Source organism: Pseudomonas sp. NPDC087817, assembly GCF_044742875.1.
Classification (GTDB): Bacteria; Pseudomonadota; Gammaproteobacteria; order Pseudomonadales; family Pseudomonadaceae; genus Aquipseudomonas.
Genome location: NZ_JBIUVJ010000017.1, coordinates 42,754 through 62,628, shown reverse-complemented (window position 1 = coordinate 62,628; position 19,875 = coordinate 42,754). Strand labels below are relative to the sequence as shown.

The 19,875-nt window shown below is 60.7% G+C and carries 22 protein-coding genes; 8 read left to right on the top strand and 14 right to left on the bottom strand.

Features of this window, described 5'->3' with window-relative positions; genetic code table 11:
* Window positions 1-26: 26 nt before the first annotated feature.
* On the bottom strand, window positions 27-956 hold the full coding sequence (locus ACIONG_RS14340) for a LysR substrate-binding domain-containing protein (protein ID WP_177431409.1): 930 nt from the start codon (window positions 954-956) through the stop codon (window positions 27-29).
* Window positions 957-1,064: 108 nt separating this feature from the next.
* Here ACIONG_RS14340 and ACIONG_RS14335 point away from each other — a divergent pair, with 108 nt between their 5' ends.
* The 3 genes from ACIONG_RS14335 to ACIONG_RS14325 all read left to right on the top strand — a co-directional run bounded on the left by ACIONG_RS14335 (window position 1,065) and on the right by ACIONG_RS14325 (window position 2,979).
* Window positions 1,065-1,703, top strand: a complete 639-nt coding sequence (locus ACIONG_RS14335; RefSeq protein WP_401300344.1) for an FMN-dependent NADH-azoreductase — start codon at window positions 1,065-1,067, stop codon at window positions 1,701-1,703.
* Window positions 1,704-2,009, top strand: coding sequence for a multidrug efflux SMR transporter (locus ACIONG_RS14330; RefSeq protein WP_315446346.1), 306 nt, complete (start codon window positions 1,704-1,706; stop codon window positions 2,007-2,009). It begins immediately after the preceding gene.
* 91 nt (window positions 2,010-2,100) lie between these two features.
* Complete coding sequence (locus ACIONG_RS14325; RefSeq protein ID WP_401300341.1) at window positions 2,101-2,979, top strand: alpha/beta fold hydrolase; 879 nt, start codon at window positions 2,101-2,103, stop codon at window positions 2,977-2,979.
* A gap of 110 nt (window positions 2,980-3,089) precedes the next feature.
* Here the strand turns inward: ACIONG_RS14325 and ACIONG_RS14320 are convergent, their stop codons facing one another.
* Window positions 3,090-3,977 (bottom strand): DMT family transporter, encoded by an 888-nt coding sequence (locus ACIONG_RS14320; protein ID WP_401300338.1) that lies wholly within the window; start codon window positions 3,975-3,977, stop codon window positions 3,090-3,092.
* Window positions 3,978-4,074: 97 nt separating this feature from the next.
* Between ACIONG_RS14320 and ACIONG_RS14315 the strand changes: the two genes are divergently transcribed.
* The 3 genes from ACIONG_RS14315 to ACIONG_RS14305 all read left to right on the top strand — a co-directional run bounded on the left by ACIONG_RS14315 (window position 4,075) and on the right by ACIONG_RS14305 (window position 6,468).
* Window positions 4,075-4,869 carry a helix-turn-helix transcriptional regulator gene (locus ACIONG_RS14315; RefSeq protein WP_103304716.1) on the top strand — a complete coding sequence of 265 codons (795 nt, stop codon included), beginning with the start codon at window positions 4,075-4,077 and terminating at the stop codon, window positions 4,867-4,869.
* Between the two features lie 63 nt (window positions 4,870-4,932).
* Window positions 4,933-5,238, top strand: a complete 306-nt coding sequence (locus ACIONG_RS14310) for a PsiF family protein (RefSeq protein ID WP_003221193.1) — start codon at window positions 4,933-4,935, stop codon at window positions 5,236-5,238.
* A 216-nt stretch (window positions 5,239-5,454) separates the two neighbouring features.
* Window positions 5,455-6,468 carry an AI-2E family transporter gene (locus tag ACIONG_RS14305; RefSeq protein WP_103304706.1) on the top strand — a complete coding sequence of 338 codons (1,014 nt, stop codon included), beginning with the start codon at window positions 5,455-5,457 and terminating at the stop codon, window positions 6,466-6,468.
* Window positions 6,469-6,602: 134 nt separating this feature from the next.
* Here the strand turns inward: ACIONG_RS14305 and ACIONG_RS14300 are convergent, their stop codons facing one another.
* Window positions 6,603-7,877 (bottom strand): Hsp70 family protein, encoded by a 1,275-nt coding sequence (locus ACIONG_RS14300; RefSeq protein WP_401300333.1) that lies wholly within the window; start codon window positions 7,875-7,877, stop codon window positions 6,603-6,605.
* A 292-nt stretch (window positions 7,878-8,169) separates the two neighbouring features.
* Here ACIONG_RS14300 and ACIONG_RS14295 point away from each other — a divergent pair, with 292 nt between their 5' ends.
* Together ACIONG_RS14295 and ACIONG_RS14290 are read left to right on the top strand one after the other, a co-directional pair.
* The gene (locus ACIONG_RS14295) at window positions 8,170-9,120 is read left to right on the top strand and encodes a DnaJ C-terminal domain-containing protein (RefSeq protein ID WP_315446348.1); all 951 of its coding nucleotides are present in this window, start codon (window positions 8,170-8,172) and stop codon (window positions 9,118-9,120) included.
* Window positions 9,121-9,143: 23 nt separating this feature from the next.
* Window positions 9,144-9,449 (top strand): chaperone modulator CbpM, encoded by a 306-nt coding sequence (locus tag ACIONG_RS14290; protein WP_315446349.1) that lies wholly within the window; start codon window positions 9,144-9,146, stop codon window positions 9,447-9,449.
* 185 nt (window positions 9,450-9,634) lie between these two features.
* Here ACIONG_RS14290 and ACIONG_RS14285 read toward each other — a convergent pair whose 3' ends face one another.
* The 11 genes from ACIONG_RS14285 to urtA form a co-directional block, all read right to left on the bottom strand.
* Window positions 9,635-11,062 carry an urease subunit alpha gene (locus ACIONG_RS14285; protein ID WP_401300329.1) on the bottom strand — a complete coding sequence of 476 codons (1,428 nt, stop codon included), beginning with the start codon at window positions 11,060-11,062 and terminating at the stop codon, window positions 9,635-9,637.
* Between the two features lie 139 nt (window positions 11,063-11,201).
* The gene (locus ACIONG_RS14280) at window positions 11,202-11,507 is read right to left on the bottom strand and encodes an urease subunit beta (RefSeq protein ID WP_401300326.1); all 306 of its coding nucleotides are present in this window, start codon (window positions 11,505-11,507) and stop codon (window positions 11,202-11,204) included.
* Complete coding sequence (locus ACIONG_RS14275) at window positions 11,507-12,040, bottom strand: GNAT family N-acetyltransferase (RefSeq protein ID WP_315446351.1); 534 nt, start codon at window positions 12,038-12,040, stop codon at window positions 11,507-11,509. Before ACIONG_RS14275 ends, ACIONG_RS14280 begins: the two co-directional genes overlap by 1 nt.
* Before the next feature lie 5 nt (window positions 12,041-12,045).
* Window positions 12,046-12,579 (bottom strand): GNAT family N-acetyltransferase, encoded by a 534-nt coding sequence (locus ACIONG_RS14270; protein ID WP_401300323.1) that lies wholly within the window; start codon window positions 12,577-12,579, stop codon window positions 12,046-12,048.
* 9 nt (window positions 12,580-12,588) lie between these two features.
* Window positions 12,589-12,891: an urease subunit gamma gene (ureA, locus tag ACIONG_RS14265; protein ID WP_011332234.1), complete on the bottom strand. Its 303-nt coding sequence runs from the start codon at window positions 12,889-12,891 to the stop codon at window positions 12,589-12,591.
* 226 nt (window positions 12,892-13,117) lie between these two features.
* Window positions 13,118-13,957: an urease accessory protein UreD gene (locus ACIONG_RS14260; RefSeq protein WP_401300318.1), complete on the bottom strand. Its 840-nt coding sequence runs from the start codon at window positions 13,955-13,957 to the stop codon at window positions 13,118-13,120.
* A 43-nt stretch (window positions 13,958-14,000) separates the two neighbouring features.
* Complete coding sequence (gene urtE / locus ACIONG_RS14255; RefSeq protein WP_103306101.1) at window positions 14,001-14,699, bottom strand: urea ABC transporter ATP-binding subunit UrtE; 699 nt, start codon at window positions 14,697-14,699, stop codon at window positions 14,001-14,003.
* A 142-nt stretch (window positions 14,700-14,841) separates the two neighbouring features.
* On the bottom strand, window positions 14,842-15,711 hold the full coding sequence (gene urtD / locus ACIONG_RS14250; protein WP_103306102.1) for an urea ABC transporter ATP-binding protein UrtD: 870 nt from the start codon (window positions 15,709-15,711) through the stop codon (window positions 14,842-14,844).
* Complete coding sequence (gene urtC / locus ACIONG_RS14245; RefSeq protein WP_401300314.1) at window positions 15,708-16,787, bottom strand: urea ABC transporter permease subunit UrtC; 1,080 nt, start codon at window positions 16,785-16,787, stop codon at window positions 15,708-15,710. Before urtC ends, urtD begins: the two co-directional genes overlap by 4 nt.
* On the bottom strand, window positions 16,787-18,289 hold the full coding sequence (gene urtB / locus ACIONG_RS14240) for an urea ABC transporter permease subunit UrtB (RefSeq protein WP_401300311.1): 1,503 nt from the start codon (window positions 18,287-18,289) through the stop codon (window positions 16,787-16,789). Before urtB ends, urtC begins: the two co-directional genes overlap by 1 nt.
* Window positions 18,290-18,448: 159 nt before the next feature.
* Window positions 18,449-19,714, bottom strand: coding sequence for an urea ABC transporter substrate-binding protein (urtA, locus tag ACIONG_RS14235; protein WP_401300308.1), 1,266 nt, complete (start codon window positions 19,712-19,714; stop codon window positions 18,449-18,451).
* Window positions 19,715-19,875: the final 161 nt, after the last annotated feature.

The window sequence follows — 19,875 nt, the reverse complement described above, 5'->3', positions numbered from 1 at the left end:
GTGAGTCATGCGCGCGGCAAAAAGTTTTATGCAATTTGTTGCGGTCTCGGCGTCAGCCCTGACAAAACCGCCTCCTCCTGCAACCACGCAAAAAAAGCGCGTACCGGCGGATGCCGCTCCCGCCCCGGCACACACAACGCGCTATAGCCCGCGCCATCGACCTGAACATCACCTTTGTAAGGCACCAGCAAACCACTGGCGACGCTCTCCGACAGCAGAATATTGCTCGCCAACACCAGCCCCTGCCCGGCAATCGCCGCTTGCAGCGCGTAGTGTTCCTCATCGTATTCACGAACCGCCGGATGCTGGTGCAGCCAGTTCTCGCCGGACTTCGCGCACCAGGCTTCCCAGCCATGGGCGTACAGCTTCGAGTTGTGCCAGCGCACGCTGATCAGCGTCGGCGTGCGCCGGGCGGCCAGCGCTACTTGCTCCGGCGAGCCGTAGACGCCGAAGGATTCGTCGAACAGGCACAAGCCATACAGGTTCGGATAATCGTCGAGGCTATAGCGCAGCACCAGATCGACGCTGGCGTCCTGATGCAGATCGATGACTTCGCAGTGCGTATCCAGACGCACATTGATGGCCGGGTGTTTCGCATAAAAGCGGCCGAGGCGCGGCACCAGCCACAGCGCGGCGAACGCGGCGGTGGTCGACAGCGTCAGGCTGCTGGCGCTGCGTTGCGGGCGCAGGGTGTCGACGCTTTGCGCCACTTCGAGAAAGGCGCCGTGCAGGCTGCGGAACAGGCGTTCGCCACCTTCGGTCAGGCGCACCTGACGCGGCATACGTTCGAACAGAGCGACGCCGAGCCAGTCCTCCAGCGCACGGATCTGATGGGAGATCGCTGTCGGCGTCACCGCCAGTTCTTCAGCGGCGGCCTTGAAACTCAGCAGGCGCGAAGCAGATTCGAACGCGCGCAGGGCGGTCAGCGGCAACGAGGCGAACATTGAACACTCCATGGATGAAATGGATTCATCCCGACTGATTTTTGCTCATTTGAGACGGATGCGAGTGCGCTGCAATCTGTAGCCATACAGCAACCAAAGTCTAGTTCCAAGGAGCTTCAGATGAGCAAGATTCTTGTAATCCATGCCAGTCCTCGCGGGGAACGTTCGCACTCGCGACGTCTGGCGGAAGGTTTTCTCGGTGCCTGGCAATTGCGTCATCCGCAGTCGCAGGTGACCCGACGCGAAGTCGGCCGCGCACTGATTCCAGCGGTCAACGAAGCCTTCGTTGCGGCGGCGTTTTATCCACAGCCTGAGGCGCGGCCGCTGTCGATGCAGGCCGATCTGGCGCTGAGTGATCAACTGGTCGGCGAATTGCTCGATCACGACCTGCTGCTGATTTCCACGCCGATGTACAACTTCAGCGTGCCCAGTGGCCTCAAGGCCTGGGTCGATCAGATCGTGCGGCTGGGCCTGACCTTCGATCACACGCTGGACAACGGTGTCGCTCAGTACACGCCGCTGTTGCAGGGCAAGAAAGCCTTGATCGTCACCAGTCGTGGCGGTTTCGGTTTCGGCCCGGGCGGCGAGCTGGAGGCGCTCAACCATGCCGATCCATGGTTGCGCACCGCCCTGGGTTTCGTCGGCATCAACGACGTCAGCGTAGTCGCCGCCGAGGGTGAAGAGTCTGCCGAGCGCACCTTCGCGGTGTCGGTGGCCGAGGCCGAGCAGCGCTTGCTCGACCTGGCCCGGGAGTTCTAGGTGGCCTGGTTGTTCCTGCTGATCGCGGCGGGGTTTGAGGTGACTTTTGCGATGGGCATGAAGTACGCCGAAGGCTTCACTCGGCTGTGGCCTTCGTTGATCACGCTGATCGCGGCGGTCGGCGGGATCGGGTTCCTGACCCTGGCCATGCGTGATTTGCCAGTGAGCATCGCCTATCCGATCTGGACCGCCATCGGTTCGTTGGGCACGGTGTTTCTCGGTTTTGTCCTGCTTGGCGAGAGCCTGACGCTGGTCAAACTGCTGTCGGTCGGCCTGATTGTGGCGGGAGTGGTGGGGCTGAAGTAGGCTGCTCATCGAGTTGTCATCATCAGCAAGGATGCTTGGCGGGCGTTTTGCACGCCTTGCAGCCACTCACTGATCACAAGGATGTCCGCCCATGTCGACGCGTTATCCACTGGTGCTGGTGCCGGGCATGCTCGGGTTTATCCGGCTGATCATTTATCCGTACTGGTACGGGATCATCAAGGCGTTGCGCCGGGGTGGGGCGACGGTGATTGCCGTGCAGGTGTCGCCGCTGCATTCGACCGAGGTGCGCGGCGAGCAATTGCTGGCGCGGATCGATGAAATCCTGCGCGAAACCGGCGCCGCGAAGGTCAATCTGTTTGGTCACAGTCAGGGTTCTCTCACCGCCCGTTACGCCGCCGCGAAACGCCCTGATCTAGTGGCCTCGGTGACTTCGGTGGCCGGGCCCAACCATGGTTCGGAACTGGCCGACTATCTGCAGAAACACTATCCGGCGGACACGGCCAAGGGGCGCATCCTTGAAGCGCTGTTGCGCTTGGTCGGCTGGCTGATGGCTTTGCTGGAAACCGGATATCACGGGCCGAAACTGCCGGTGGATATCCACGCTTCGCACCAGTCGCTGACCACCGAGGGCGTGGCGCTGTTCAATCAGCGTTATCCACAGGGCTTGCCGCAAACGTGGGGCGGGCACGGGCCGGAGGAGGTCAACGGCGTGCGTTATTACTCATGGTCGGGAACGTTGCAGCCGGGCAAGACTGATCGCGGCGGCAACTTGTTTGACGGGACCAATCGCAGCTGTCGTTTGTTCGCGAAAACCTTTGTGCGGGAAACGGGGCAGTCTGACGGGATGGTCGGGCGTTATAGCTCGCATCTTGGGACGGTGATTGGCGATGACTATCCGCTGGATCATTTCGACATCATCAATCAGTCGCTGGGATTGGTTGGCAAGGGCGCCGATCCGGTGCGGCTGTTTGTCGAGCATGCGGCGCGGCTCAAGGCTGCCGGGCTGTAAATGGCTTTTGTGGTGAGGGGATTTATCCCCGATGGGGCGCGCAGCGGCCCCAAACAAGCGGGGCTGCTACGCAACCCATCGGGGATAAATCCCCTCACCACAGGGCCAGGTCAGGCAACGCTGAGTTTTCGCCCCAACACGGTGGTCCAGCGCTCGGAAAGAATCACCCCGCCCAAGGTCAGCAAGCCACCGACCAAGTGATACATCGCCAGTTGTTCTTTAAGCACCACCGCCGCAATCAGCGCCGTGATCAACGGCAGCAAGTTAAAGAACAGCGTCGTGCGGCTCGGCCCCAGACGCTGCACAGCCTGCATCCACGCCAGCGGTGCAACCATCGAAGCCAACAGGCACGCGTACAGCACCAGCGGAATGTTCTGCAGCGTCAGTCCGGTTTTCGGTGAAGTGGCGTACAGCGGAAACAACACCACAATCGCCACCAGCACCTGCAAATACAGCAACACCAGCGGCGGTAGACGCAGCTGCCATTTTTTCAGCAAGGTGCTGTAGATCGCGTAGGCCAGGGTCGCGATCAGCATCATCGCGTCACCCATATTCACCCCGTGCTGCAACAACGCACTGAGACTGCCGGACGACACCACCACCAGCACGCCGGCAAACGACAGCACCGCCCCAAACAACGCGCCCGCTGTCAGGCGCTGACCGAGGCTGATGATCGCCATGGCCAACGACATCAACGGCATCAGCGAGAGGATGATGCCCATGTTGGTCGCAGTGGTCAGGGTCGCAGCGAAGTAGGCGAGGCTTTGATACACCGCCATGCCGAGTACGCCGAGGATGAAAATCTTGCCAAGGTTCGGGCGAATATGCGGCCAGTGCGCGATAACCGCTTTAAGCATGAAGGGCGTGAATAGCAGGCCGGCGAGCAGCCAGCGGTAGAAACCGATCTCGGCCGGGAAAATCGCCCCGACCGCGAGTTTGTTGATCACGGTATTGCCGGCCCAGATAAAGATCGCCAGCAGAGGAAACGCGTATTGCATGAGTTTGAAACCAGTACGTTGATGAAGCGTGATTATCCCTTGTCTGGATGCAGGCCTATACTTCGAACCGGACAACCTGCCTCTGAAACCGGACAGCATGAACAGTAAACACATCGATCTGCTGGATTTCAGCGAACTACCGTCGACGGTGTACTTCCGTTACGCCGATTTCAACGCCCACGAATTCGCCGCGCCGCATCGCCATCCGTGGGGCACGCTGGAGTATGCGGCCCACGGCGTGTTGCACATGGATGTCGACGGCAGTCGCTTCATGTCGCCGCCGCAATACGCGGTGTGGGTGCCGCCGCAGGTCGAGCACAGTTTCTATAGCCATCAACCGGTCAACTATCGGGCGGTGTGTCTTGATCCCAAGGTCTGTGCCGAGTTGCCCCAGCGTGCCTGCACCCTGGCGATCAGCGACATCCTCAAGGCAATTCTCAAGGACTTCGCCGCCCGTGACGTGAAGATTCCCGAACTCGATGCCGACCAGCGTCTGGCCCAAGTGTTGGTCGATCAACTGCAACAGGCCCGCGTGCATGAGTGCTATCTGCCCTATGCGAGCAGCCCCGGTCTGCTGACGATCCTCGAAACCTTGCAGGCCGAGCCTGGCAACAATCAGCCGCTGGCGCACTGGGCGATGCAGGTGCATGTCAGCGAGCGCACGCTGGCACGGCAGTTTGTGCGTGAACTGGGGATGAGTTTTGGCGAGTGGCGCCAGCGTCTGCGTTATCTCGCCGCGATCGAAGCGCTGGAAACTTCCCGCAGCGTGCAGGAAATCGCTTTCGACCTTGGCTACAGCAGTGGCTCGGCGTTTATCGCCATGTTTGCCCGTCAGGCCGGATGCACGCCGGAGCAGTACCGCCGCAGCCACCTCGAAGGCAGGAAGATGTAACAGGATTTGGCTACACTCCTGCAGAGGCCGCCTCCATCGATGCGGCGACAAGGAGAAAACTCCATGAAGATGTTGCGTGTCCCTTTGTTGATGATTGGTTTGCTCCTGTGTTCTCAGGGTTTCGCCGCCACGGCGCAACAGAACAAGATGACCACCTGCAATGCTGATGCGACCGCCAAAAGCCTCAAGGGCGATGAGCGCAAAACCTTCATGAGCACCTGCCTGAAAGCGGCGCCAGCGGCCAACGACGCCAAGGTCCTGACCCCACAGCAGGAAAAGATGAAAACCTGTAACGCCGATGCGAAAACCAAAGCCCTGACCGGCGATGCGCGCAAGACGTTCATGAGTGATTGCCTGAAGAAAAAATAATCACTCTGGTCCTGTGGCGTCTGGGCTGGCCCCATCGCGGGCAAGCCCGCTCCCACAGGGTTTCGGTTGGGCCACAAAATTTTGTGTACGACCCTTAACCTGTGGGAGCTGGCTTGCCAGCGATGGGGCCCGTGGGGTTGGCCCGCATATTTCTAGTGCTCACCCCGGATCGCTGGCAGACTGCCAATCCTTTTACGCCGTTCGTTTTGAGGCTGTATGCCAACGTTTTCTGAGCGTCATGTAGTGTTCTGGGTCAGTTGCATCATCATTTTCGGCGGTTTGCTGCTGGTGCTGCCGCTGCGCTTGTTGCCCAGTCTGTTGGCCGGGTTGCTGGTGTTCGAGCTGGTCAACATGCTCACCCCACAACTGCAACGCCTGATCGAAGGGCGTCGCGCGCGTTGGCTGGCGGTAGCGTTGCTGGGCACGCTGGTGGTCAGCGTGCTGGCGCTGATCTTTGCCGGGGCGATCAGTTTCCTTCTGCACGAGGCGGAAAATCCCGGGGCTTCGCTCGACAAATTCATGGGCGTGGTCGATCGCGCACGCGGTCAGTTGCCGCCGTTCATTGACGCCTATCTGCCGGCCAGCGCCGCCGAATTTCGCGTCGCGATTGGCGAATGGGCGAGCAAGCACCTGGCCGACCTGCAACTGGTGGGCAAGGACGCGGCGCACATGTTTGTGACGTTGCTGATCGGTATGGTGCTCGGCGCGATCATCGCGTTGCAGCGGGTGCCGGACGTCACCAAGCGTAAACCGCTGGCCGCTGCGCTGTTCGACCGTCTGCACCTGCTGGTGCAAGCATTTCGCAATATTGTTTTCGCGCAAATCAAGATCTCCCTGCTCAATACCGTTTTCACCGGGATCTTCCTCGCGGTGATCCTGCCGATGTTCGGCATCAAGCTGCCGCTGACCAAGACCCTGATCGTGCTGACCTTCCTGCTGGGTCTGTTGCCGGTGATCGGCAACCTGATGTCGAACACGCTGATCACCATCGTCGGCCTGTCGCTGTCGATCTGGGTGGCGCTTGCCGCACTGGGCTATCTGATTTTTATCCACAAGCTCGAATACTTCCTCAACGCGCGCATTGTCGGCGGGCAGATCAGTGCCAAGTCGTGGGAGTTGCTGCTGGCGATGCTTGTGTTCGAGGCCGCGTTCGGCCTGCCGGGGGTGGTGGCGGGACCGATTTATTACGCGTATCTGAAGAGTGAGTTGAAGCTGGGCGGGATGGTTTGAACCGGTAGAGCTGTGTTGTCTGAACTGATGCTATCGCTGGCAAGCCAGCTCCCACAGGTTATGCGCCGCTTTTGAGTGCAGTATCAATTCTGTGGGAGCTGGCTTGCCAGCGATAGGCTCAACGCGGTCTCGGATCAGTTCATGGAGCCGTAGCGTTTCATCGCTTCAATCGCCAAGCCGCTGCCGATGCTGCCGAAGATATTCCCTTCAACATGCCGCGCATTCGGCAGCATCGCCGAAACGCTGTTGCGCAGCGCCGGAATCCCGCTCGAACCGCCGGTGAAGAACACCGTATCGACCTGTTCCACCGCCACGCCGGCATCGTTCAGCAACTGCGTGACGCTGCCGCGCACTCGCTCCAGCAGCGCATCGATGGCCGATTCAAACAGCGCCCGAGTCAGTTCCACGCTCAACCCGGCCTCGATCCGGTCCAGCGGCACATGACGGCTGTCGGTGTGGGTCAGCTGGATCTTGGTTTCTTCGACTTCCATCGCCAGCCAGTGCCCGGCGCGCTGTTCGATCAACTTGAACAGGCGATCAATGCCGCCAGTGTCCTCGATGTCGTAGCGCATGCTGCCCAGCGCCAGGCTGGATTTCTGCGAGTACACCGAGTTGATTGTGTGCCAGGTCGCCAGGTTCATGTGGTGGCTGGTCGGCATGTAGGCGCCGCTCTTCATGCGGCTGCCGTAGCCGAACAGTGGCATCAGGCCTTGCAGGCTCAGTTGTTTATCGAAGTCGGTCCCGCCGATGTGCACGCCGCCGGTGGCGAGGATGTCGTCGTGACGGTTATCGAGACCACGACGCTCGGGCGACAGGCGCACCAGCGAGAAGTCGGACGTACCACCGCCGATGTCGACGATCAGTACCAGCTCTTCCTTTTCGATGGTCGACTCGTAGTCGAAGGCTGCCGCAATCGGTTCGTACTGGAACGACACCTCTTTGAAACCGATCTTCTTCGCCACATCGACCAAGGTGTCTTCGGCTTCCTGGTCAGCCAGCGGATCGTCATCGACGAAGAACACCGGGCGGCCGAGCACTACTTGTTCGAATTCCCGACCGGCGGCCGTTTCGGCGCGGCTCTTCAACTGGCCGATAAACAGGCCGAGCAAGTCCTTGAACGGCATCGCCGTGCCGAGCACGCTGGTGTCGTGCTTGATCAGCTTGGAACCGAGCAGGCTCTTCAACGAGCGCATCAGGCGGCCTTCGTAGCCTTCCAGGTACTCGTGCAGCGCCAGACGACCGTACACCGGGCGGCGTTCCTCGATGTTGAAGAAGACCACCGACGGCAGAGTGATCTTGTCGTCTTCCAGCGCGATCATCGTTTCCATGCCGGGGCGCAGCCAGCCGACGGTGGAGTTGGACGTGCCGAAGTCGATGCCGCAGGCACGGGCTGGAGAGGCGTCTTTCATGTCTTTCGGTTCCGGTCAAAAAAACGGCCGCGCAGTGTATGTCAGTGCGCGGCAGAATCGAAGGCCGGTCATCAGCTATTTCGCGACTAGACTGGGTTGAAAGTCCAGGCTTTGCCCCAAACTTGCTGGCATGGGCCGGCAGAACCACCGGCGGTCGCAAGAACCGCCGTCCACTGCCGATAAACTTCTGCTGCGCCACCCGGTCACAAACTTGAGATCGGTCAACCTGGCACGCGCGAATCGGCGCATGCTGGCATCGGCGCGAAATCGATAACGGATGGTGATTCCTTCAATGGACTTCAAAGACTATTACAAGATACTCGGCGTGGAGCCGACGGCTGACGATAAGGCAATCAAGGCTGCCTATCGCAAGCTGGCGCGCAAATACCACCCCGATGTCAGCAAGGAAAAAGACGCCGAGGCCAAGTTCAAGGATGCCTCGGAGGCCTATGAAGCGCTGAAAAGCGCCGACAAACGCGCCGAATACGACGAACTGCGCCGCTACGGCCAGCACGGTCAACCGTTTCAGGGCCCACCGGGCTGGCAGAGCCGTGGCGGTTTTGGCGGCGGCGGTGGCGACACCGGTGACTTCTCGGACTTCTTCAGTTCGATCTTCGGCAATCGCGGCCCCGGTTTCGGTGGCGGTGAAGGTCGGCAACAACGCAGTACAGGGCGCCGAGGGCAAGACGTGGAAATGGAACTGCCAATCTTCCTCGAAGAGACGCTGTCGAACGAGTCGAAGAAGGTCACCTTCCAGGTGCCGCAATACAACGCCAACGGCCAGCACGTCAGCAACACCAGCAAGAGCCTGAACGTGAAGATCCCGGCGGGCGTGACCGACGGCGAGCGCATTCGCCTCAAGGGCCAGGGCGCACCGGGCGTCGGTGGCGGGGCGAATGGCGATCTGTACCTGACCATCCGTTTCGCGCCACACCCGAAATTCGATGTCGAAGGCGAGAACCTGATCATCACGCTGCCGCTGGCACCGTGGGAGCTGGCGCTGGGCGCTGAAGTGGCCGTACCGACCCTGACCGGCAAGATCAACCTCAAGGTCCCGGCCGGCAGCCAGAATGGCCAGCGCATGCGCGCCAAGGGTCATGGTCTGAAAAACAAGGCGGGTGAACGCGGATACCTGTTCGTGCAGCTCAAGGCCGTGATGCCGAAAGCGTCCGACGATGAGGTCAAGGCGCTGTGGCAGGAACTGGCGAAGAAAGCCGCCTTCAATCCGCGAGAGAACTTCTGAATCCGACGACGGAGTAGCCCATCATGAGCAGCCCCCTGATCGTTCAACTGGACATGGCAGAATTCTGTGAGGCGGCCGATTTGTCGGACGTCTACGTGATCGAAATCGTCGAACACGGCATCCTCGAACCTCAGGGCAAGCAGCCCCGGGAATGGCGTTTCACCGATTACGAACTGGCCCTGGCCAAGCGCGCCGCGAAGCTGCGGCGCGATCTGGACCTGGAGTGGGAAGGCGTCGCTCTCGCGCTGGATCTGCTCGAAGAGGTGCGCGAACTGCGTGCCGAGAACCGCATGTTGCGCCAGCGTCTGGGGCGGTTGGTGGGCGAGTAGGTTGTCTGAAGGTTTTGTGGGGCTGATCTGGCCTCATCGCTGGCAAGCCAGCTCCCACAAGTCCTGCGTCGAGTTTAAATCCCTGTTTCAACTCCAAACCCTGTGGGAGCTGGCTTGCCACCGATGAACGAAAACGCGGTGTAATTGATAGACAAGCAAAAGGCCCCGAAGGGCCTTTTTTGTTGTCAGAACAAAAAGTACCGCTGCGCCATCGGCAGCACATCTGCCGGCTCACACCACAGCAACACGCCGTCTGCCTTGACCTGATAAGTCTGCGGATCAACATCAATGTTCGGCAGATAGTCGTTGTGGATCAGGTCGGTTTTCTGCACCTCGCGGCAACCTTTGACCACGGCGATTTTCTTCTTCAGCCCCAGAGCTTGCGGCAATCCGGCTTCCTGCGCCGCTTGGCTGATGAAGGTCAGGCTGGTCGCATGCAACGAGCCACCATAGCTGGCGAACATCGGGCGGTAATGCACCGGTTGCGGCGTCGGAATCGAGGCATTGGCGTCACCCATCAAGCTCGCCGCAATGGCGCCGCCCTTGAGAATCAACGTCGGCTTCACGCCAAAAAACGCCGGACGCCAGAGCACCAGATCCGCCCATTTGCCCACTTCGATCGAACCGACTTCATGGCTGATGCCGTGGGTGATGGCCGGGTTGATCGTGTATTTGGCGATGTAGCGTTTGGCGCGGAAGTTGTCGTTGCCTTCGCCGTCCTGTGGTAGCGGGCCGCACTGCTTTTTCATCTTGTCGGCGGTCTGCCAGGTGCGCGTGATGACTTCGCCGACGCGGCCCATGGCCTGGCTGTCGGAGCTGATCATCGAGAAGGCGCCGAGGGTGGTCTCGACAAAGCCGGATTCGTTGAGGGTGTCGGTGTGGATCGCCACCTGCACGTCGTACTGGTCGGCGACGCTCAGGCAGTTGTCGATGCTCGCCGGCGTGGTGCCCCAGTCTTCGTGCAGCTTGAGGCCGATGGCGCCGGCCTTGACCTGCTCGATCAACGGCTCCGGCAGACTGGCGTTGCCCTTGCCGGTGAGGCCGATGTTCATCGGGAAGGCATCGGCGGCCTGCAGCATGCGCGCCAGGTGCCATGGGCCGGAAGTGCACGTGGTGGCGTTGGTGCCGGTGGCCGGTCCGGTGCCGCCGCCGATCATGGTGGTGACGCCGCTCATCAGCGCTTCTTCGATCTGCTGCGGGCAGATGAAGTGGATGTGCGTGTCGATGCCGCCGGCGGTGAGGATCATGCCTTCACCGGCGATCACTTCGGTGCCGGCGCCAATGGCGATGGTCACGTTCGGCTGCACGTCCGGATTACCGGCCTTGCCGATGGCGGCGATGCGCCCGTCCTTGAGACCGACGTCGGCTTTGACGATGCCCCAGTGGTCGATGATCAAAGCGTTGGTGATCAGCGTGTCGACGACTTCGGCGGCCAGCAACTGGCTTTGGCCCTGACCGTCGCGGATCACTTTGCCGCCGCCGAATTTCACTTCTTCGCCGTAGGTGGTGAAGTCTTTTTCAACTTCGATCCACAGTTCGGTGTCGGCCAGGCGCACCTTGTCGCCGACGGTGGGGCCGAACATGTCGGCGTAGGCCTGTTTAGAAATCTTCATGTGCTTGCCTTGGGATTCAATTGGATTTGAGATCGCTCGCATAGCTCGCTTTCGCGAGCAGGCTCGCTCCTACAGGGGATCGCGGTCTCATGTAGGAGTGAGCCTGCTCGCGATGGCTTTCTTGCAGTCACCCGATGATTTAGAGATCACCCATAACCCGCCCGGCAAAGCCGAACACCCGCCGATACCCGGCGTAATCGACCAGTTCCACCTCGCGGCTCTGCCCCGGTTCAAAGCGCACCGCCGTGCCCGCCGGAATGTTCAGGCGCATGCCGCGACTGGCCGCGCGATCAAAGGTCAGCGCGTCGTTGGTTTCGAAAAAGTGAAAGTGCGAGCCGACCTGGATCGGCCGGTCGCCGCTGTTGGCGACTTTCAGGCTGACGGTGCGGCGGCCGACATTGAGCTCGATGTCGCCGGGCTGGATCTGATACTCGCCAGGAATCATCACTGGGCTCCTTGCAGAATCTTGTAATAGAGGGCGGTCGGTCGATACGTGCCATTCGGGTCGCAGGCGTAATCGGGGATTTCCCCGGCGCGGGTGTAACCCAGGGCCTTGTAGAAATCTTCAGCCGGCGAACCCGCTTCTGTGTCGAGATAGAGCATGCCGCGCTTGTGCTTGGGGGCTTCCTGCTCCAGCGCCTGCATCAGTTGCTGACCGAGACCGCGACGCCGGGCGTGTTCACGCACCAGCAGTTTTTGCACCTCGGCGCGATTGAGGCCGTTGGCCTTCTGGCACAGGCCCAGTTGCACACTGGCCAGCACCTGCTCGTCCTTGACCACCACCCACAGCAACACGCTGCCCTTGTTCACTTGTTGTTGAACGTCATCGAAATAGGCGCGGGCCTGAGCGGCATCGAGGTCGGCCATGAAGCCGACGCTGGCGCCATAACCCACGGCATCCAGCAGCAGGTCAATCAGGCCCTGACGATAGTGCGCAAAACTTTCCGCATTGACGCGTCGCAGTTGGGCAGGGTTCATCGGTGTCACTCCTTGTTGGTATCGGGCGGCTCCGCGCCAGGGTTGAGGGTCAGTTGCATGAAGGTCAGGTCGAGCCAGCGGCCGAACTTGGTGCCGACTTGCGGCATCTGCCCGGTGGTGACGAATCCGGCGCGTTCATGCAGACGAATCGAGGCGGCGTTACCGCTTTCGATGGCGGCAACCATCACGTGTTTGCCGCCGCGTTTCGCGCGGTCGATCAATGCCGTCATCAGCTTGGGCCCCAGGCCATTGCCGCGCTGATCGCTGCGTACGTAGACCGAGTGTTCGACGGTGTGGCGGAAACCGTCAAATGGTCGCCAGTCACCGTAGGAAGCGTAGCCGAGCACGCTGTTGTCGCTGTCGACGATCACCAGGATCGGATAGGCCTGCGCCTGGCGGGCACTGAACCACGCCTGACGATTGCCGAGGTCGACGGCCGACTCGTTCCAGATCGCCGTGGTGTTGAGCACGGCATCGTTGTAGATGTCGCGGATCGCCGGCAGGTCGGCATGTAAAGCATCGCGAATGCTGTAAGTCATGGCGCGGCCTCAGACGATCGGTTGGTGGACGGTGACCAGTTTGGTGCCGTCGGGGAACGTCGCTTCGACCTGGATCTCCGGGATCATTTCCGGGATGCCTTCCATCACTTGCTCACGGGTCAGCAGGGTGGTGCCGTAGTGCATCAGCTCGGCCACGGTCTGACCATCACGGGCACCTTCGAGCAAGGCTGCGGAGATGTAGGCCATGGCTTCCGGGTAGTTGAGCTTCACACCACGGGCCAGGCGCCGCTCGGCGACGAGGCCGGCGGTGAAGATCAACAGCTTGTCTTTTTCGCGTGGGGTCAGGTCCATCGTTTGAAATCCATATGGGCAGATTTGTGTGGTTGTTGCGGTGAGCGCGGTGCCAGTTGGAACCACCCCTCACCCTAGCCCTCTCCCGGAGGGAGAGGGGACTGATCGCGGTTGATTGTGTTAGCCGGTCCAGTCAGCAAAGTTTTTTGAGATAACAAAATTCTTTTCATTCGACTCGGTCAGGCTCCCTCTCCCTCCGGGAGAGGGCGGGGGGTGAGGGTCGCTTTCAGGTGCTCCATATTCTCGGTGACACCGCCTCGCGAGCCAGCAGCACCGGGCGTAGCAATCGCCATAAATCGATGAGCCAGCCACGAGCCAACAGCGCTTCACTGGCCAGGCATCGGGCGACCAGCAAACCCGGCAACTGGGTCAGATCCCCGCGTACCTTGTGATTCAGCGAGCGACAGCGCTCTAGCAGCTCGGCATCGATTTCCCCGGTAACCAGCAGCGTCGCAAACACCGGGTTGCCATCCAGGCCAATCGGCGAATCAAGCAAACCGTCGTCGCCGACAATGCGCTGACGTTCATGCCAGAGCAATCGACCGTCGCGACGAATATCCAGATGCGCTTGAAAATGGCCAAGGTCGAAGCGCTCGCCACTGGCCGGGCGACCCAGCGCCACCACGTCCCAGTAGAACAGCCGGGCGTCGCCCTCCAGGTCAATCGAGGTGGTCAGTTCGGCCTGAGCGGCGCTGTAGACGATGGTCTCTTGCGGCAACCATTCCAGTGTCGCCCCGGCCGCTACCCGCAAGTCGAGCTTCTGATAAGCGGGTCCCCCGGCGCGATACCACTTGGCTGCGCCGGGGCTGGTGATCTGCGCCCAGGCGCCCTCGTCTACGCGCACACTGATATCCAGTCGGTCACCGCCGGCAATCCCGCCCGGTGGGTGGACGATGATGTGTTGGCAGACTTCGGGGCCTTCGGCGTACAGATGCTTTTGCACCCGTAGCGGGCCGAGGTGCCGACGCATGACCGGGCGCGTGCAGTCGTCGAAACGGGCGTAGGCCAGTTCCAGCTCGGCGTGCCAGCTCGGGGTAAACAGGGCAGGTGAAACAGTCGAATTCATGGTTTGTAATTATCGTTAGGAAGCTACAGATTAGTTCGTTGTACTAGATCGTTACCAGCCCGCGCACACCTTCGGCTTCCATATTTTCACCGCGACCCTGCTGCACGATCTCACCCCGGGACATCACCAGGTATTGATCGGCCAGCTCAGCGGCGAAATCGTAGAACTGCTCGACCAGCAGAATCGCCATGTCGCCGCGCGCCGCAAGCTTCTTGATCACCGCGCCGATCTCTTTGATCACCGAGGGTTGAATGCCTTCGGTGGGTTCGTCGAGGATCAGCAAACGCGGACGGCTGGCCAGTGCGCGGCCAATCGCCAATTGCTGTTGTTGCCCACCGGACAGATCGCCGCCGCGACGCTGCTTCATTTGTAGCAGCACCGGGAACAATTCGTAGATGAAACCTGGCACCTCTTTCGCTTCGCTGCCGGGAAAGCGTGATAAACCCATCAGCAGATTTTCTTCCACGGTCAGCCGACCGAAGATTTCCCGGCCTTGTGGCACATAGGCGATCCCGGCGTGCACACGCTGGTGCGGCTTGAACGTGGTGATCGGTTTGCCCTCCCAATTCACCGCGCCTTCCTTGGCCGGGAGCAAACCCATCAGGCATTTGAGCAGGGTGGTCTTGCCGACGCCGTTACGGCCGAGCAGGCAAGTGACTTCGCCGACTTTCACGTCGAAAGAGAGGCCACGGAGGATGTGGCTACCGCCGTAGTACTGATGCAGCTTGTCGACTTGCAGCATTCTCAAATTCCTTCTGTTGCACACAGAACCCTGTGGGAGCTGGCTTGCCAGCGATAGCGGTGGATCAGTCGGCATCAATGCTGGATGTGTCGACCTCATCGCTGGCAAGCCAGCTCCCACAGTTTTGATAAGTGTTTGCAGTTCAGCGGCCGAGGTAGACCTCGATCACGCGCTCGTTTTCCTGCACCTGCTCAAGCGAGCCTTCGGCCAGTACGCTGCCCTGGTGCAACACGGTGACGTGGTCGGCAATCGAGCCGACAAAGCCCATGTCGTGTTCCACCACCATCAACGAATGTTTGCCGGCCAGACTCTTGAACAACTCGGCGGTGAATTCGGTTTCGGCGTCGGTCATGCCGGCCACCGGTTCGTCGAGCAGCAACAGTTGTGGGTCCTGCATGAGCAACATGCCGATTTCCAGAAACTGCTTTTGGCCGTGGGACAACAGGCCCGCCGGGCGGTTGACCGAGGTGGTCAGGCGAATCGTCTCCAGCACTTCGCTGATGCGATCCTTCTGCTCGCCGCTCAGGCGCGCACGCAAACTGGCCCACACCGATTTGTCAGTCTTCTGCGCCAGTTCGAGGTTTTCAAACACGCTCAAGGCCTCGAACACGGTGGGTTTCTGAAACTTGCGACCGATGCCGGCCTGGGCGATCTGCACTTCGCTCATCTGCGTCAGGTCCAGCGTTTCGCCGAACCACGCCTTGCCGTGGCTGGGGCGAGTCTTGCCGGTGATCACGTCCATCAGCGTGGTTTTACCCGCGCCGTTGGGGCCGATGATGCAGCGCAATTCGCCGACGCCGATGTACAGGTTGAGATTGTTCAACGCGCGGAAACCGTCAAAGCTGACGCTGATGTCTTCCAGGGTCAGGATCGTGCCGTGGCGGGTGTCGAGCCCCGGGCCGGCGCTTTGGCCGAGGCCGATGGAGTCGCGGCTGGTGCCGGCATCCTTGTTCGGTTCGACGGGGAAAAAGGCGGGTTCCAGCATGAATTCGGCGCTCGCTGTCACTCTCATTGCTCACCTCGTTTCTTCAGCAGGCCAATCACGCCTTTGGGCAGGTACAGCGTCACGACGATGAACAGCGCGCCGAGGAAGAACAGCCAGTATTCGGGGAAGGCCACGGTGAACCAGCTCTTCATGCCGTTGACCACGCCGGCCCCGAGCAGGGGACCGATCAAGGTGCCGCGACCGCCGAGGGCGACCCAGACTGCCGCTTCGATGGAGTTGGTCGGTGACATTTCACTCGGGTTGATGATCCCGACCTGCGGCACGTACAGCGCCCCGGCCAAGCCGCACAGGACGGCGCTCAACACCCAGACGAACAGCTTGAAACCGCGCGGATCGTAGCCGCAGAACATCAAGCGGTTTTCCGCATCGCGCAGCGCGGTCAGCACCCGACCGAACTTGCTCTGCGCCAGACGCCAGCCGATGAACAGACTGGCCACCAGCAGCAATACCGTGGCGAGAAACAGCACCGCACGGGTCCCCGGTTCGGTGATGCCGAAACCAAGAATCGTGCGGAAATTGGTGAAGCCGTTGTTGCCGCCAAATCCGGTTTCGTTGCGGAAAAACAGGAGCATGCCGGCGAAGGTCAGGGCCTGGGTCATGATCGAGAAATACACGCCCTTGATCCGCGAGCGGAAGGCGAAAAAGCCAAACACCAGTGCGAGCAATCCCGGCGCCAGCACCACCAGACACATGGCCCAGACGAAGCTGCTGGTGCCGGTCCAGTACCACGGCAGCTCAGTCCACGACAGGAAGGTCATGAACGCCGGCAAACCATCACCGGCGGCCTGACGCATCAGGTACATGCCCATCGCATAACCGCCGAGCGCGAAGAACAACCCGTGGCCCAGGGACAGCAAACCGGCGTAACCCCAGACCAGATCCAGCGCCAGAGCGACGATGGCGTAGCAAAGAATCTTGCCGACCAGTGTCAGGGTGTAGGCCGAAATATGCAGGGCACTTTCTGCCGGTAGCAAGGACAACAACGGCAGGGCGATCAGCAGGGCAATAATCACCGCGCCGACCGCGATCGTGACTTTTGGCCCGGCCTTTTGCGTGGCCGTGACTAACAGAGGCTGGTTCATCAGTCGATCACCCGTCCTTTCAGTGCGAAGAGGCCTTGCGGACGTTTCTGGATAAACAGAATGATCAGCGCGAGGATCAGGATCTTGCCGAGCACCGCACCGATCTGCGGTTCAAGAATCTTGTTGGCGATACCGAGGCCGAACGCGGCGAGCACGCTGCCGGCCAGTTGACCGACCCCGCCCAGCACCACCACCAGAAACGAGTCGATGATGTAGCTCTGGCCCAGATCCGGGCCGACGTTGCCGATCTGGCTCAGCGCCACGCCGCCGAGGCCGGCGATGCCTGAACCGAGGCCGAAAGCGAGCATGTCGACGCGCCCGGTCGGCACGCCGCAGCAGGCGGCCATGTTGCGGTTCTGGGTGACGGCGCGAACGTTGAGGCCCAAGCGGGTCTTGTTCAGCAGCAACCAGGTCAGCACCACCACAAACAAGGCGAAGGCGATGATGACGATGCGGTTGTACGGCAGCACCAGGTTCGGCAACACCTGAATCCCGCCGGACAGCCACGCCGGGTTCGCCACTTCGACGTTCTGCGCGCCGAACAACAAGCGCACCAATTGAATCAGCATCAGGCTGATGCCCCACGTCGCGAGGAGGGTTTCCAGTGGTCGGCCGTAGAGGTGGCGAATCACCGTGCGCTCCAGCGCCATGCCAATGGCGGCGGTGACGAAGAACGCCACCGGCAAGGCGAGCAGCGGATAGAACTCGATGGCCTGCGGTGCATAACGCTGGAACATCAGCTGCACCACATACGTCGAGTAGGCGCCGAGCATCAGCATCTCGCCGTGGGCCATGTTGATCACCCCAAGCAGGCCAAAGGTGATGGCCAGACCGAGCGCCGCGAGCAGCAGAATCGAACCGAGCGACATGCCGCTGAAGGCTTGGCCGAGGATCTCGCCGATCAACAGTTTGCGTTTGACCTGGGCGAGGCTGGTTTCGGCGGCGGTACGCACATTGGCATCGGTTTCGACGCCGGGTTCGAGCAAGCCTTCGAGGCGCGTACGTGCCAGTGGATCGCCGGTTTCGCCGAGCAGACGCACGGCGGCGAGGCGCACGGTCGGGTCGCTGTCGACCAATTGCAGATTGGCCAGCGCCAAACTCAGGGCGGCGTGAACGCTCTCGTCTTTTTCGCCAGCCAGTTGCTGGTCAAGGAATTTCAGCTGCGCGGGTTTCGCGCTTTTCTGCAATTGCTGCGCGGCAGTCAGACGGATTTTGGCGTCGGCGGCGAGCAATTGGTGGCTGGCCATGGCAGTGTCGATCAGACCCCGCAGGCGATTGTTCAGGCGCAGGGTTTTCGCTTGGCCGTCGACAGTCAGTTCGCCTTGTTGCAGGGCGTTGATCAGTTCGATACGGGCCGGGTCGGGCTGCGCGGCCCAGGCTTCGAGCAGTTTGGCCTGTTGCACGGGATTGGCCGCGACGAAGTCTTTGGCGTCACTGGCGTAGGCGGCCATCGGCAACAAGAGTGCGATGGCGAGAAAAAAGCGGTAGATGGCAGTGGGCATAAAGAGTCGCCTTGCTTGGATTTTGTGGGAGCTGGCTTGCCAGCGATGCAGGCGACTCGGTGTACCTGTTGGACCGAGGTGAGGCCATCGCTGGCAAGCCAGCTCCCACAGGATTGGTGTCAGGCTCAAGCCCTTTGCTCAGGCCTGACAGCCAATGGCTCAGTTGCTCTTCACCGCATAATCCGGCTTCTTGTCGTTGCCATCGATAAACGGACTCCACGGCTGCGCACGGATCGGCCCTTCGGTCTGCCACACCACGTTGAACTGACCGTCGCTCTGAATCTCGCCGATCATCACCGGTTTGTGCAGGTGGTGATTGGTCTTGTCCATGGTCAGGGTGTAGCCGGACGGCGCGGCAAAGGTCTGCCCGGCGAGTGCTTCGCGAACCTTGTCGACGTCAGTGGATTTGGCTTTCTCTACCGCTTGCGCCCACATGTGGATACCGACATAAGTGGCCTCCATCGGGTCGTTGGTCACCGCTTTGTCGGCGCCCGGCAGGTTGTGTTTCTTCGCGTAGGCTTTCCAGTCAGCGACGAATTTCTTGTTCTGCGGGTTCTCCACCGACTCGAAGTAGTTCCACGCCGCGAGGTTGCCCACCAACGGTTTGGTGTCGATGCCGCGCAGTTCTTCTTCGCCGACCGAGAACGCCACGACCGGTACGTCGGTAGCTTTCAGACCCTGGTTGGCCAGCTCTTTATAGAACGGCACGTTGGAGTCACCGTTGACCGTGGAGATAACGGCCGTCTTGCCGCCAGCCGAGAATTTCTTGATGTTGGCGACGATGGTTTGGTAGTCGCTGTGACCGAACGGGGTGTAGACCTCTTCGATGTCCTTGTCGGCCACGCCTTTGGAATGCAGGAACGAGCGCAGAATCTTGTTGGTGGTGCGCGGGTAGACGTAGTCGGTGCCGAGCAGGAAGAAGCGTTTCGCCCCGCCGCCATCTTCACTCAGCAGGTATTCCACCGCCGGGATCGCCTGCTGGTTCGGCGCGGCGCCGGTGTAGAAGACGTTCGGCGACATCTCTTCGCCTTCGTACTGCACCGGGTAGAACAGCAGGCCGTTGAGTTCCTCGAACACCGGCAGTACCGATTTACGCGACACCGAGGTCCAGCAGCCGAATACCACGGCGACCTTGTCCTGGGTCAGCAACTGCCGGCCCTTTTCGGCGAACAGCGGCCAGTTGGATGCAGGGTCAACCACCACCGGTTCGAGCATCTTGCCGTTCACACCGCCCTTGGCGTTGATTTCGTCGATGGTCATCAGCGCCATGTCTTTGAGCGACGTTTCAGAGATCGCCATGGTGCCGGACAACGAATGCAGGATACCGACCTTGATGGTCTCGGCGGCCTGGATAGTCCAGGTCATGCCCATCGCGGCAATGGATGCCGTGAGTGTGAAAGCCTTGATCAAACTGCGACGCTTCATTGTGCGATCTCCATGAACGTTAAAGTTTTTTATGGTTGGCAGATGCGGACGACTGAAGGGTGTTTTGCAAGGGCTGTGCCCGGTCGGGGATGGGCAGGAAAACGTCGGTTTAGAGCGGTTGTGCGCGGTCGCGATGCACCATGAAGGAACGCGGAGGGAGC